At 64.7% G+C, this 15,559-nt stretch carries 5 protein-coding genes; 4 read left to right on the top strand and 1 reads right to left on the bottom strand.

Annotated elements, in window-relative coordinates; genetic code table 11:
• Positions 1-409 (top strand): dTDP-4-dehydrorhamnose 3,5-epimerase family protein (locus CH266_RS02915; RefSeq protein WP_094714679.1); only part of this gene is annotated, 409 nt, incomplete at its 5' end.
• Between the two features lie 447 nt (positions 410-856).
• Entirely contained in the window at positions 857-2,473 is a 1,617-nt protein-coding gene (locus CH266_RS02910; protein ID WP_094714678.1) for a polysaccharide biosynthesis tyrosine autokinase, read from the top strand.
• Between the two features lie 353 nt (positions 2,474-2,826).
• On the opposite strand, the gene CH266_RS02905 is transcribed toward CH266_RS02910, so the two are convergent.
• Positions 2,827-4,602, bottom strand: a complete 1,776-nt coding sequence (locus CH266_RS02905) for a DUF4012 domain-containing protein (RefSeq protein WP_094714677.1) — start codon at positions 4,600-4,602, stop codon at positions 2,827-2,829.
• A gap of 207 nt (positions 4,603-4,809) precedes the next feature.
• Here CH266_RS02905 and CH266_RS02900 point away from each other — a divergent pair, with 207 nt between their 5' ends.
• Together CH266_RS02900 and CH266_RS02895 are read left to right on the top strand one after the other, a co-directional pair.
• Positions 4,810-14,670 (top strand): non-ribosomal peptide synthetase, encoded by a 9,861-nt coding sequence (locus CH266_RS02900; RefSeq protein WP_094714676.1) that lies wholly within the window; start codon positions 4,810-4,812, stop codon positions 14,668-14,670.
• Entirely contained in the window at positions 14,670-15,548 is an 879-nt protein-coding gene (locus CH266_RS02895) for a cyclopropane mycolic acid synthase family methyltransferase (RefSeq protein WP_094714675.1), read from the top strand. The genes CH266_RS02900 and CH266_RS02895 overlap by 1 nt, the downstream gene beginning before the upstream one ends.
• The last annotated feature ends 11 nt before the right edge of the window (positions 15,549-15,559 follow it).

The following is a 15,559-nucleotide window of genomic DNA, read 5'->3' as shown; positions in this document are numbered from 1 at the left end:
GCGCGGGATCCACTTCACCACCAACCCACCCGGGCAAGCGAAATACGTCACCTGCGCCCGCGGAGCGTTCCTCGACGTCATCGTCGACCTGCGCGTCGGCTCCCCGACGTTCGGGCAATGGGACAGCGTGCTGATCGACGACATCGACCGCAAAGCAGTGTTCCTCTCCGAAGGCCTCGGGCACGCCATCTTGTCGTTGGAGGACAACTCCACCGTCATGTACCTGTGCGGCTTCGAGTACACCCCGGCACTGGACCGCGACATCAACCCCCTCGACCCCGCCCTGGGCATCGACTGGCCCACCACCGGCCGCGACGGATCGCCTCTGACCTTCGAGCTCTCCGCCAAAGACAAAGCCGCCCCCACCCTCACCGAAGCCCTCGAAGCAGGAAACCTGCCCACCTTCTGAGTTAGCGTCTCGCTCGCCGAGTCCTGCACGTCCCGTCAAGGCAAGTCGAGGGGGTTCATTCGCGCTGGATTCGGAAGTCGGTTTTCTTGGTCGGTGTCAGCTAACAATGGTCCTGCTCCAAAGTTCGAGCATGCTTCATCCATCCGGTATCGAGAGTCACCCCGACTTGCATCCAGGGTTACGGGGCATCTTGTTGTTCGCGCCAGCTGGCTGACGCGCTGCCGGGGCCTTTTCTGATTGTTGATACATGATTCGATATCAGGGGCAGGGATTGTCGTGATGCTTCACAACAGGGAGTTCGCCGAGTAAGTCTCGTAAATCAAACGAATGAGTGTGCTGCTTCAGTGTCAGTACTCATCCGGTGCACGGCGATTGAATACCTATGTAACGATTGAGCCACACAGTAGCCCGTTGCGGGGTTGTACAAACGGACGAGGAGCTCGAAGCATGGAGATACAGGATTATCTGAAAATCCTGAAGGCGAGATGGATCATTATCGCCGTAACCGTGGTCGTAGTGATCCTCGGTGCTCTGGGTGCGTCCCTGCTGACGACGCCGCTGTACGAGTCGAGCGCCAGGATGTTCGTCTCCACCTCTGGTGGCGCGACGGTGAGTGAGACCTACCAGGGAAACCTGACCTCACAGCAACTCGTGGCTTCGTACTCTGAGTTGGCGACCAGTGACGCGTTGGCGGCCCGGGTCCTCAACGTACTTCCGCTCGGGGGTATGAGCGCGGCCCAGCTGGCATCGAAGGTGAAGGCGTCGTCGACTCCCGACACTGTTCTGTTCAATCTGACGGTCACCGATCCATCGCCTGAACGGGCTCGCGACATCGCCAATGCCATGGCGACCGAGCTGACCGAGCAAGTCCGAGAACTGGAGACGCCCGCCAACGGCGGTGACCCCGCAGCTGGCGTCAAGACGTTCCAACAGGCTGAGGCGTCGTCAACGCCAGTCAGCCCTAAGACCAAGCGCAACCTCGCCCTCGGTGCTGCGGTGGGTCTGTTACTCGGCATCGCGTTGGCGGTTCTGCGCGACCGTCTCGACAACACCATCAAAGGTCGTCGAGAAATCGAAGCGATCTCCGGCAAGGCGCTCGTCGGCACAATTCCGTTCGACAAAGAGCGTAAGGCGCATCCGGCCGTCGACTTCCAAGATCTCAACCAGTCGGCCAGTGCAGAGGCATTCCGTGAGCTTCGCACCAACTTGCAGTTCCTGGAGGTCGACCACCCACCACGAGTCATCGTCGTCACGAGCGCCATCCCCAGTGAAGGCAAGACCACCACCGCAGTGAACCTCGCCGTTGCCCTGGCCGAAGCAGGCCACCATGTAGCTCTCGTCGAAGGCGATCTGCGTCGGCCGCGCGTCTCGAAGTACATGGGTCTCATCGGCTCGGTCGGAATGAGTACCGTTCTCGCCGGCCAAGCAACGGTGGAAGAGGTGCTGCAGCCCACCAAGTACGAGGGTCTGCAGGCTATGGCCTCGGGACCCATCCCGCCGAACCCGTCCGAGCTGTTGGGCTCGGAAGCCTCGCGTGCTCTGTTGGTCGAACTGCGTTCGAGGTTCGACTACGTGATTGTCGACGGTGCCCCGTTGCTGCCCGTCACCGACTCGGCTGTCCTCACCACCCATGCGGATGGTGCTCTGCTCGTCACCCGCTACGGACACACGAAGTCCAACGAACTCGCGCGAGCGATCGGCAATCTCGAAACCATCGGTGCCCGTGTCCTCGGCGTGGTGCTGGCGTTGACCCCGTCGAAGAAGGGGGACATGTACAGCTACTCGTACAACTACACCGCCGATACCAACCTGCCGCGTCAGGTGGTGCCCCCGGTGCCCGCACCGGCACCGCAGGGCCCGGTCGAGCCGTCTGGTCCGGTCGCTGCACCCACGCCGCCGCAGGCTGTATCGACATCCACCGAATCGGCGCAGTCTGCTCCGTCGGCTCCGACCGAAACTGCACGCACGGCCGTCAGCGCGGCTCCATACGGACGAGCGCGCCGTCCCGAAGTACACACCGACCCGCCTAGAAACGGCACCGACAATCCGCGTTTCCGCAAATAGTCGGTTCCGTCGACAGAACTAGCGCGGCCGAGATTACTCACAGCTACAACCCGAAATGCCCCGCCACAATTGCTGTGGCGGGGCATTCTCGACTGTTGGAGGCTAGACGCGACCCTCGAATTCCGCGACCACGAACAGCACGATTAGTGCAAGCGTCAGGACTACCAACGCGATCCAAACAAATGGATGCGCATTTTCTGGTGGCCTGACTCGGTTCCTACGTCGTTTTCCGAACACGGACCGAACTGTAAGTCAGTCGAAGAACAACCGCAGCCCCGTCGCGCCCTCTGTGACGAAGACGCGCGGGGCTGGGGTCATCGGGGTCTCAACGCTGGGCTACCACCGTTGGACAATCAGCACTGCGGAACGTCGATGCTGACGGTTGGCTGATCGACCAACGGCTGCACAGGCACCGTCGCCTCACCCGGAGCCGAGGGCTCCTCGAGCTCCCAGGTGACCGTCTGTGACTTTCCCGGCGGGATGGTCAGATATGCGGCCTGCACGGGGTGGCCCAATTCGGTGCCGGCCTGGATGGAGAATCCGGAAACACCGTTCACCTTCATGGACGTGATTTTCGCGCCCTGAGTGCCGTACAGATAGACGATCGACTCGTTTGTGCCGTAAGGGACGTTAGGCTGGAACGTGCTCGCCACGTACGACGTCAGGCCGTCCGGATCCACATTGTTGGTCAGCGTCGCCGTCACTGTCGACTTACGGGTCCCGGCGGTGCAGGATTCGGCCGAATATTTGATATCCCGCGCGAGGTAGTAATCGAGCTTGTTGCCACCGGCATTGTTGACCACAACATTGGCGTAGGGAGCCGGGCTGTCCGGCAACACGTGACCCACCTTGGTACCGGCCAGAATTGCCTCCTCGGCCGGATCTGCGCTCCACACCGAAATGCGGCCTTCACTGCCGGCGCGGCCCACCGCGTCGAGCAAAGATCTGGTGGGGGCAGCGCCCGTGGTCATCTTCTGTACCACTGCAGACGCGATCTGCTGGAGATACGCCTTACGTGCCAACTGGTCGTCACCGAACCTCGAATAGGCTGTGCTGAGGGTGATTTCGACGACGTTGTCTGCGGTGATCTGCTCGCCGTCGGCCAGCGTGACCGGGCCGGTGGCTCCGAGGATGTAGCTCAACGCAATCGGGTCGGTAGCGATGGCACCGTTGAGTACCTCACCGGTCTGCTCCGTCCACATCGACGACCAGATCTGGCCGGCATACGGGAAGTGTGGGCTGGCATTCGAGTTACGGAAGTCGGTCGTGGTGTTTCGCGGAGCCCACAGTGCGTTGTACTCGGGCCCCAGGTCGATGGGCTGCTTCGCGAATTCGAGTTCGTTGTTGGCACCGAGAGTGTCGACACGGGCGGTGCCGTTCTCGGCGCGAATGATGCCGTAGCCACCGAGCAGGCCGCCGGTGCCGCGGGCCTCGGCGTTGGTCTGGAACGCGAGAAAGTAACTGCGCGGGCCGTTGTCGCCGAGCATCGACGGCAACAGCTGACTGGCGATGCGGGTATTGGTGAGCAGGCCCGCGAGATCGTGTGTTTGATCGATCAACGACGTACGTGCGTCGCTCACGACGCCGAGAAATGCGGGCTCGTCCACCTGCTGGGCCTGCACGCTCAATTCCTCGGCTGCGGCGGCGGTCTGCTCCAGCACAGGTTGTGCGTCCCGCAGAGCCGCGGTATCGACCTTGCCGCCACCTTCGACGAGGCTGCTGGGATTCAGGCTTTCGCCGGCCGTCGATGCCGGGGTGAGGACGTCCACGGCCAGTCCGTGCACCACATCGGTGATCTGAGCTACCGATTTCAGCGGACTACCAAGGTAAGGAACGGCTTTCGCTACTGAAAACGGGATGGACGTCGTTGCCGACACCGCGTCGTCCGCTGATTCCGAGGCCCTCGCGGCCGCGGCCTCGGCACCGGCCGCATCACCGTCGAGCAGAGCATCTTTCGCCTGCGTGGCGGAGTCGCGCGTCGCGTTCAGGCTGGACTGAGCGGTGTAGGCCTCGTACCCCAGCCACACCAGAAATGCGACGAGGACGACCAGCAACACCCCTACCGTCAGGAGAATCGGCCGCTTCTTGCCGGATCGAGAACCACGAACATCGGTGGAACTGGTCGCCATTGTCGGTCGCCTCTCGGTCATAGGAAGTCGGTCGAGTGCATAGCCTAAAGGGGAGCGGCGGTTCCGGCGTACCTGTCGTTCGATCCGGGTAGAGCATTCACAATGGGTCGACTAGGTTTGTCACGGGCGATGTAGATCGACGTTGCTGGGCGGCACGTCAGCCGAAAATTCACGCCGTCGAAGCATATGCGTTGAGGAGGTCATCGAGTGTCGCCAGAGGTTGGTGAGCTGTTCGAGGATGGCCGCTTCCCTTTGTCCGCTGCTCAGATGAATATCTATCTCGCCCAGCAGCTGGCACCGGACGTACCGTTCACCATCGCCCAGTACGTCGAAATTCGTGGCGATATCGATCCGGCCGTACTGATCCGAGCCACGGACATCGCGTGCAGACAACTCGAGTCCCCGGCAGTCCGAATCGGGCTGCACGACGGTCATCCGTACCAGTGGCGAGACCTCCGGGTTCCGTACGCGATGATCTATCGCGATTTCCGAGACCGCGAGAATCCCGTCGAGGATGCTCAGCGCTACATGGACGAGCAGTACCGTCGCCCCGTCGATCTGGTTCGCGATCAGTTGATCGCCTCCGAGATCATTCAGGTGGGTGAGGCGCACTACTACTGGTACAGCCGCGCTCACCACATCGTCATGGACGGACTCGGCGCGATCTCCGTCCAGGAACGCACCGCGGCGGTGTACACCGCGTTGACCGAGGGCACCGAGATACCCAAGACGCGCGCCATCGGTGTCCGTGAGATCTACGACTACGAGGCTGCCTACCCCAACTCCTCCCGCTACGACACCGACCGCCAGTACTGGCTCGGCCGACTCGACGGACACCTCGACGCACCCCGACTGGCCGGCAACACGTACACGCGCGCGGCACCGAGCGGCGTGACGGTGAGTGTGGGGGCCGTGCTGGACGCAGACCTCACCGAAGCCGTGGCAGCCGTGGCACATCGGTACAACAGTTCCGATGTTCCCGTCGTGCTCGCCACGTTCGCGCTGTATCTCGCGCGCATGACCGACACCGACGACGTGACGCTCAGCCTGCCGGTATCGGGGCGAGCCACCACCAAACTGCGGGAATCCTCCGGCATGATGTCCAATGTCGTGCCCCTGCGCATCGGCGTCGAACAGGGTGTGACGGTCGAAGAACTCCTCCGACGCATCCAGGTGGAACTCACCGGCGCACTGCGCCATCAGCGCTTCCGCGTCGAGGACATGCAGCGCGAGACCGGCGACGGCACCGGCAGCGCCGCCGCGGGACGCGGAGTGTTCGGCCCCACTGTCAACATCATGATGTACAACAGCACAATTCGGCTCGGCGACGTCATCGGCGAATACCGCGTGCTCTCCAGCGGACCCATCGACGACATGATGGTCAACGTCTACCCCGGAGTCGCAGGCACCAGCACCCGCGTCGACTTCCTCGGCAACCCGGCTCTCTACTCCACCGACGAGCTCGCAGCCCATCACCGCCGATTCCTGGTTCTGCTGCGCGCGGTGGTCAATGCCCCTGAGGGCCTTGCGGTATCGGAACTGGATGTGCTCGACGCCGCGGCCGAATCAGATTTGCTGACTGCACGTCCAGTGGACACGGTGTCGCCTAGGCCATTGCCGGCGTTGCTGCGACGCGGGACGGTGGTGCGTGCCGCGGGTGTCGACCAGTCCAGTGAGGACTTCACCCGGGTCGCAGAACACATTGCTGCGCAACTGGTCTCGCTGGGCGCTGGCGTCGAGAAGCGCATTGCCGTGGCGATGGAACGCTCCTACGAATCCCTGCTCGCGTCGTGGTCGGTCTCCACGGCCGGAGCCTCGTTCGTTCCGGTCGACCCCACTGAGCCCACCGAGCGGCTGGCGACTGTGCTGACCGGCGCAGACATCGAATTCGGCATCACCACCAAGGGTGTGCTGGAACAACTTCCGAGCACCATCGAATGGTTCGACATCGAGGACCTGCTCGACGCGAACGAGCGCGACCTCGTGCCGCCGGCGCTGCACGTCGACAACGAGACCTACGTCATCCACACGTCGGGATCGACCGGAAAACCTAAGGCCGTCAGCGTCACTCATCGCGGCCTGGCGCAGCTGGCCGACAACGTCGTCGACCGGTACGCCGTCACCGCCGACTCCCGAGTGCTGCACCTGGCCTCGCCCGTGTTCGACGCGTCCATCCAGGAGGTTCTCGCTGCCTTCGCGGCGGGTGCCACCCTGGTGATCGCGCCTGCCGACGTCTACGCCGGGCCTGCCCTCGCCGAGTTCCTGACCGGCGAGAAGATCACCCATCTGATCACCTCACCGACGGTGCTGGCAACACTCGACCCGGAGGATCTGCACTCCATCGAAGTCTTCGACGTCGGCGGAGAAGAGTGCCCACCCACGTTGCGCGACCGATTCGCCTCTCCCCAACGAACGATGCTCGACGCCTACGGCCCCACCGAAACAACGGTATTGGCGACACTGTCTGCCCCGATGGTCGAGGGTGAGCGCATCACGATCGGTGCGCCACTGCCGGGTGTTCGTGCGCTGGTACTGGATTCCCACCTGCGGCCCACGCCCCACGGCGGCGTCGGCGAGCTGTATCTCGGGGGCGACGGACTCGCCCGGGGATACGACGGCCAACCCGGTTCGACGGCGACGCGGTTCGTTGCCGACCCGGGCGTGGCCGGAGCGCGGCTGTACCGGACGGGCGACATCGTCCGGTGGTCGTTCGACGGGTCGTCGCTCGAATACCTGGGCCGCTCCGACCATCAGATCCAATTGCACGGGCGTCGGCTCGAACTCGGTGAAATCGAAGCCGCAGCAACCTCATTCGCTGGAGTGACCGCGGCCGTGGCAGTCGTTCGCGACGACCGACTGGCCCTGTACGTCACCGGTGCCGCCGACGGGCTCGACGACCACCTGCGGAACCGGTTGCCGGCGTGGATGATTCCCCGCCACATCGTGGTTCTGGACGCACTGCCGATGACGGCAGGCGGCAAGGTCGACCGCCGGGCACTGCCGGCCCCCACCGAGCCGACGGACACCGAGTACGTGCCGCCGCAGACCGAGACCGAACGCGCAGTCGCCGCAGCCTTTGCCGACGTCCTCGGCGTCGAGGAGGTGGGGCGCGAGCACTCCTTCTTCGAGCTCGGCGGTGATTCGCTGAGCGCCACCCGAGTTCTCGCTCGCCTCGGCTCGGGAGTCTCGCTCACCGCATTGTTCGCCGACCCCACCGTCCGCGCCGTCGCGGCCGCCATCGATTGCTCGGCCGAGCGTGAAGTCTCGCTCGACCTGCTCGATACCGTTCTGCCTGAGCATGTCCCGCTGTCGTACGCGCAGCAGCGCCTGTGGTTCCTCAATCAGTTCGACCCCATGTCGCCCGCCTACAACATGCCCATCGCCATCCGGGTCGCAGCGGGTAGCGATGCGTCACTGGTTCTGACGGCACTGCGAGACGTCGTCGAACGACACGAAGCGCTGCGCACTTACTACCCGGACGACGGCGACGGTCCGCGGCAGGTGGTGCGGCCCACCGACACCGTCCTGGTCGACGTACCGGCCCGCACTGTGTCCGAGCACCACCTCGACGACGCCGTCGCGGCTATTGCCGGGCAGGGATTCGGCGTCGCGGCCGACGTCCCCATCCGGGCAGCGCTGCTGAGCGTGGAGGAGTCCGGCGACACGGTGGTCGTCGTGGCAGTGCACCACATCTCGATGGACGGATGGTCCCTCGACCCACTCGTACGCGACTTCGCGTTCGCCCACGCATCACGCACGGCCGGTCATGCACCGACGTGGCCACGCCTACGCGCGCAGTACGGCCAGTACTCGGTGTGGAACCGCACGACGGTGGATGCGGTTGCCGACGAACAACTCTCGTTCTGGACCTCGGTGCTGGGGGAGCGCGACACCGCGCTGGCGGAATTGCCGTCCGACTTCCCCCGGCCTGCGGTGCAATCGATGACCACCGATGCGGTTCCGTTCGAGATCGGACCGGACCTGCATGCGGGCATCCGTGAGCTGGCGCGGTCGAACAACGCAACCACGTTCATGGTGGTCCACGCCGCCGTGGCTGCGGCCCTGAGTCGATTCGGCACATCGAACCGCGTGGTGGTCGGATCTCCGACGGCCGGGCGAGGCCACGAGGCTCTCGACGAGATGGTCGGAATGTTCGTCGGAACACTCCCTCTCGCGGTCACAGTGGACCCGGCCGGCAGTTTCGCCGACCTGCTGGGTGCCGTCCGTTCCGCCGACCTCGACGCCTTCTCTCACTCGGATGTGCCGTTCGAGCGCATCGTCGACGCCGTGACCACCGACCGATCTCTGGACCGGCACCCGCTGTTCCAGGTGATGCTGGCATTCGACAATGCACCGCACCGATCGGTCGACGACCTGCCGTTCTCGGTGTTGGAGATACCCACTCGCACCTCGGAGTTCGACCTCAATCTTGTGCTGGAGGAATCGTCCGCCGGACATGCCGAGTCTGCCGGTCTCGTCGGACACATCGAATATGCGCTGGACCTGTATCAGCGGGCCACCGTCGAACAGTTCGCATCCGCGGTGACGGCAATCCTCCATGCGGCGGTGAAGGACTCCGCATTCGTCGTCGGCAACCTCGCTCTCGCCGATGCCCCGACACTGCCGGTCGAATCCGCCACCGGCACGCTTCTCGACGTGTTGGTCGGTGGGACAGCAGATTCGGTGGCGATCGACGGTCTGGAATCGCTGACGTACTCCGAACTCGATCGCCGATCCAACCGGATCGCGCGACTGTTGATCGCCCACGGCGTGGGACCGGAGGCCCTCGTCGCGTTGTCGCTCGAGCGCTCGGCCGAGTACATCGTGGCGCTGTGGTCCGTGGTGAAGGCCGGTGGAGCATTCGTACCGGTGGATCCCCGCTACCCGGAGGCCCGTCGGGAGCAGATGCTGGGGCCCATCGAAATCGGCTTCGGCGGAACGGAACCGGGTGTGCGGTGGGTCGAGGAGAGCCACGCACAGACGTTCAGCGACGCGCCACTGACCGACGACGAGCGACTGGCGACGCTCGAACCGGCGCACTCGGCCTACGTGATCCACACGTCGGGTTCCACCGGCACACCCAAGCCCGTCGTCGTGACGCATCAGGGTGTGTATTCACTGGCACAGCAGGTAGTGTCGCGCTACGGAGTCGAAGCGACGTCCAGGGTGCTGCACGGATACTCGGTGAATTTCGATGCCGCAGTGCTCGAGCTCGTCCTCGCGTTTGGGGCCCGAGCGGCCATGGTGATCGCGCCACGTGATCTCCTCGGCGGCGAGGAGATGGCCGGGTTCCTCGCCGAGCAGCGGGTAACTCACTACCTGTCCACACCCGCGGTGCTCGCGACGGTACCGCCGGTGGACGGCATCGCGACCGTCGCCGTCGGCGGAGATGTGCTCGGTGCCGGGGTCGTCGACGCGTGGTCGGCCGGGCGCTCGATGCTCAACGCCTACGGACCCAGCGAAGCCACGGTAGTGGCCACCCTGGCCGAATCACTGAGCGCCGGAGAGCCCGTCACGATCGGCCGACCGTTGGACCACGTCGGGGCATTCGTGCTCGACGACCGGTTGCAGCCGGTGCCACTCGGCGGCGTCGGAGAGCTGTATCTCGCGGGGTCCGGCGTGGCTCGCGGCTACCGCTCCGACCCGGCGTCTACCGCCGCGCGCTTCGTCGCAACCGACGGCGGTGCCCGGATGTACCGGACAGGTGATCTTGTCCGACGTGAGCTATCGGGACTGCTCGACTACCGCGGTCGACGCGACGACCAGGTGCAGATCAACGGTGTGCGCATCGAACTGGGCGACATCGAGAGCGCACTGACGGCACATCCCGACATCAGTGCAGCAACAGCACTGGTGGTCGACGACAGAATTCACGCCTGGGTGGTGGGAACCAGCGAGTTCGATGCGGCCCAGTGGCTCCTGGACCGGCTGCCGTTGGCGATGCAGCCGGCCGTCATCACCTCGATCGATCGTATTCCGTTGACCGGCAACGGAAAAGTGGACAAGGCGGCCTTGGTTCCGGCGATAGCGTCGGACTCCGAGTCGGGGGCCGGTCGCACATTGACGCAGGACGTCATTCTCGGAATCTTCGCCGACACGTTGGGAATCGACGTGCCGGCCGTCGACAGCAATTTCTTCGTCCTCGGGGGAGACTCCCTCGCGGCCACCCGCGTCGCCACGCGTATCAGTGCGGTGCTCGGCGTTCGGGTGCCGGTGCGGACGGTATTCGAGGCCCCCACCGCGACGCAGCTCGCGTCGGCGATCGAGTCGTTGTCCGACAACTACACCGCGCTCCCTGCGCTGGTGCACCACGCGGATGCGCGCTCCTACTCCGGCCTCGCGCCGGCCGAGCGGCGAATCTGGCTGCAGAATCGATACGACCCGACATCGGCGGCGTACAACATCGCCTTCGAGGTGACGCTGCCCACCGATCTCGACCTCGAGGTACTGCGCGCGGCGATTGCCGATGTGCTGGAACGGCATACGCCGCTCCGCACGGTGTACCCATCGACGGGCGACGGGCCCGTTACCGTTGTCCTCGATCCGCAGATCGTGCTCTCGACACTGGACGACGCCCATGCGGGTATCGGCGGGGTGGCGCAGCAGGGCTTCGACCTGACCGTCGAGGCACCGCTGCGACTGATGCTCGCGCAACGTCGCGGTGAGCGCGTGCTGACCGTCGTCGCCCACCACATCGCGGTCGACGGCCTATCGCTGCGCCCACTGAGCCGCGACATCGAGACGGCTCTGCTGGCTCGAACGGCCGGAGCTACACCGCAGTTCACTCCACTCGCCGTCGACTATCCGGACTACCGAGTGTGGCAACGCGACGTCCTGGACGCGGTCGCGTCCGACCAACTCGACTTCTGGCGTCGCACGCTGGCCGGGTTGCCGGAATTTCTGGATTTGCCCACCGGCACTCCGGATTCGGAACACGACGCGACTGCAGTGCAGTTCGCCGTCGACGCAGACACTCTCGCGAGGCTTCGGTCCCTCGCTCATCGACTGGGCGCGACGGTATTCGTCGTCGTCCACGCGGCGCTGGCCGCGGTACTCGCCGAGTCCAGCGGCACGCGGGACATCGCCATCGGAACCCCAGTATCGGGTCGAGCAGACCCGGCGCTCGACCACCTCGTCGGCATGTTCGTCGGCACCGTCGTCCTGCGGACCGACGTCGATCCGGCGACGACGTTCGAGGACTTCGTCACCGACGTGCGCAACCGAGACCTCGACGCCTTCGCGAACTCGGACGTCCCGTTCGAATGGGTGGTGGACGCAGTGCAACCCACCCGCGCCGTCGACACGCACCCACTGTTCCAGGTGTTCCTCGCGTTCGGTGACGTCGGCACGCCCACAATCGAATTGGGTCAGAGTGTCGTCAGTCCGCGTCGAGTGGATATCACGGCGACACAATTCGATCTGGAATTCGTTGTCGAAGAATCCGATGCCGGGCTGCTGGGCACCCTGGCGTACTCCGCGGACCGGTTCTCGCGGGCGGTCGTCACCGGACTCGCGGAACGTTTGACGACTGTGTTGAACACGGTCGCTGCGGCACCGGACCTTCGGCTCGGCAGCGCAGAATTCGGTCAGGGTGGATCGGCGGTCGTGTCCCGTCGAGACGGTACGGCCGATCTGTCCACACTGGCGCAAGTATTCGTGCGGGCGGCGAGTAGCTGGCCCGACAACATCGCGGTGATCGACGACTCGCGTTCGCTGACCTACCGTGAGCTGGACAGGCAATCGAATGCCCTGGCCGACAAGTTCGTCCGGGCCGGAGCAGAGCCGGGATCTCTGGTGGCGATCGCCCTGCCACGGTCTGTCGAGTACCTCACCGCGATCTGGGCCGTGGCCAAGACCGGTGCCGGCTTCCTGCCGATCGACCCGTCTCAACCTGCCGCGCGAGTGCAGGAGATTCTCGATCGCGCCGCGCCCGTCACGGGAATTGCGTCCGTGGACTTCCGCTCGGCCGGAGAGGATTGGCGGACGGTCGACGGTGACGAGCTCGACCTGGTCCAGGTGCGCGCAGCCCCCGTCGACAGCACGGCGTACGTCGTCTACACCTCGGGATCCACCGGGGCACCCAAGGGCGTCCGGGTGACGCACCGCGGCATCGCGAATCTCGTTCAGAGCCAACGAGACCTGTTCGACGTCGAGCCGACATCCCGCGTGTTGCAGTTCGCGTCACCGAGTTTCGACGCGTCGATCTTCGAGACGCTCATGGCCGTCGGTGCCGGTGCGAGCCTGGTGATCGTGCCGCCCGAGGTGCATGGAGGGCGTGAGCTCGAAGCGCTCATCGAGCGGCACCAGGTGACCCACGCCTGCCTCACGCCGACCGTGCTGCAGGTGACCGACTCGGCGACTCTGCCCTCCCTCCGGGTGGTCGTCATGGCCGGCGAGGCCGCCAATTCTGCACTGCTGCAGCGGTGGTCGCAGGATCGTTCGGTGTTCAACGCGTACGGGCCCACCGAGGGGACCGTCATGAGCACCTGCACCACGCATCAGCGGGACTGGGCAGCGGCTGCGGTGACCATCGGCGAGCCGACCCTCGGATTCGACACGGTGGTTCTCGATGCCCGTCTGCGACCGGTGGGCACCGACGTCGTGGGGGAGCTGTACCTGGGCGGGGCCGGTCTGGCCGAAGGGTACGTGGGCGACGCTGCGTTGACGTCGAGCAGCTTCGTCGCCAATCCCTTCGGTGACGGCAGGCTCTATCGCACCGGCGATCTGGTGCGGTGGGTGGCGCGCGAGACCGGACGCGAACTCGAATACCTGGGCCGAGTCGATTCGCAGGTGAAGATCCGCGGCCATCGCGTCGAACTCGCCGAGGTGGAGGCGGCATTGCTGCGTCACCCGACTGTCCGTCAAGCCAGCGTGATCGGGCATGCGAACTCGTTGGCTGCCTATGTGGTGGGTGCGGTCGAACCGCGAGAGACTCGCGACTTCCTGGCGAGAACAGTGCCCGCGTATATGGTGCCCAGCACGGTGACCGTCGTGGATGCACTGCCGATGACGTTGTCGGGCAAGGTCGATACGAGCAGGCTGCCCGAACCCACAGTGATGTCGACCGAACGACGCGCGCCGGTCTCGTCCACCGAAGTACTCGTACACACCGTGTTCTCCGACGTGCTGCACCTCGCCGCCGACGACATCGGCATCGACGACAACTTCTTCGACCTCGGCGGGCACTCCCTGTCGGCGGTGCAGGTGATGGACGCCCTCGGCGACAAACTGAGCCGTCGAATTCCGATCAGTGCATTGCTCAAGCACCCGACGATCACGGCACTGGCCGCGCGCCTCGACATGGACGATGGGGATGCCGAATCGAGTGGCGCGTTCGACGTGCTGCTGCCGCTGCGGACCGACGGCGTGGGCGCACCCCTGTTCTGTGTGCACCCGGCCATCGGAATCGCCTGGAGCTACCTCTCTTTGCTCGGGGAGACGGACCGCCCGGTGTACGGGCTGCAGGATCCGGGCATCTCGAACCGTGACGCTGCGCCGTCGTCGATCGAGGAGTTCGCTTTCGCTTACGTGCGAATGATTCGAGATGTTCAGCCTCACGGGCCGTACCACCTGCTGGGGTGGTCGCTCGGCGGCGTGATCGCGCACGCGGTGGCCGTGCAGTTGCAGTCGGAAGGCGAGGACGTCGCGCTGTTGGCCCTCGTCGATGCGCAACTTTCCGCACCCGACGACGCCGAGAAATTCGGCGTCGACGATCTGGCTCGTCAGCTCGGGGTCGAGGCGACGTCCTTCGAGGACATCGTTGCCGAATTGCGGAGTACGCAAACCGAACTGACATTCCTCACCGAGGACGATTTACGTGCCATGTATAGACCGGTCGTCTCCGCTGCCAGCTGGGTCGCGTCGTACCGGCCGGCGGTGTACGCGGGCGATGTCCACTACTTCGCCGCCCGGGGCTCGGACGGCGCGAAGCACTGGACGGCTCTGGTCGACGGCCGGATCTCGGTGACAGAGGTCGATGTGGAACACGAAGACATGCTGGGCGTGCAGGGTGCCCGTGCACTAGGCCGAGTGATCGGCGCCGATGCTGTGGGGAAGGGTGTGGCGTGATGAACCAACAACTGGAGCCGTTCGTCGATGATGTGCGGGCGCATTACGACCTGTCGGACGAGTTCTTCGCGCTGTTCCTCGATCCGAGCATGACGTACAGCTGCGCCTATTTCGAGCGCGACGACATGACGTTGGAGGAAGCGCAGACGGCCAAGATCGACCTGGCACTGGGCAAGCTCGATCTTAAGCCGGGCATGACACTGCTCGATATCGGTTGCGGCTGGGGAGCTCTCGTCAAACGAGCAGTGGAGAAGTACGACGTCAATGTCATCGGTCTGACGTTGAGTCGAAACCAGTACGACCGCGGTCGCGCGCTCGTCGCCGACCTACCGACCGAACGCAACGTCGACATCCGGTTGCAGGGCTGGGAGGAATTCGACGAGCCCGTCGACCGGATCGTGTCCATCGGTGCGTTCGAGCACTTCCGGCGTCAGCGGTATTCGGCGTTCTTCGCCAAGTGCCGTTCGGTATTGCAGCCCGGCGGCCGAATGCTGTTGCACACCATCGTCATCACGCCGCCCGACCCGGCCTCCGGTGCGGGCGGACTGACGCGCGAGGATGCGCACTTCTCCCGCTTCATCCTGCGCGACATCTTCCCCGGTGGGCAGCTGACGTTGGTCAAGGTGGTGAAGGCGAAAGCGGCCGAAGCGGGATTCGAGTTGCTCCGCGAGCATGCGCTGGGACCGCACTATGCACGCACACTCGACACGTGGGCCGAGAAGCTGATCGCATCCAAGGACGAGGCCATCGCACTGTCGTCGGAAGCGACCTACGACAAATACGTGCAGTACCTCACCGGGTCGTCGGAGCGATTCAAGAACTCACGCATCAACGTTGTGCAGTTCACCCTCGAAGCCGGGGACACGCCTGCCGAGTGATGTTGAGACCG

Origin of the sequence: Rhodococcus sp. 06-1474-1B, from assembly GCF_002258885.1 — a bacterium.
Taxonomy (GTDB): domain Bacteria; phylum Actinomycetota; class Actinomycetes; order Mycobacteriales; family Mycobacteriaceae; genus Rhodococcoides; species Rhodococcoides fascians.
This window is presented reverse-complemented; position numbering and strand designations above follow the sequence as displayed.

Coding starts and splice junctions, on each gene's coding strand:
- CH266_RS02905 (WP_094714677.1), bottom strand. CDS start 4,602: ATGGCGACCAGTTCCACCGATGTTCGTGGTTCTCGATCCGGCAAGAAG.
- CH266_RS02910 (WP_094714678.1), top strand. CDS start 857: ATGGAGATACAGGATTATCTGAAAATCCTGAAGGCGAGATGGATCATT.
- CH266_RS02895 (WP_094714675.1), top strand. CDS start 14,670: ATGAACCAACAACTGGAGCCGTTCGTCGATGATGTGCGGGCGCATTAC.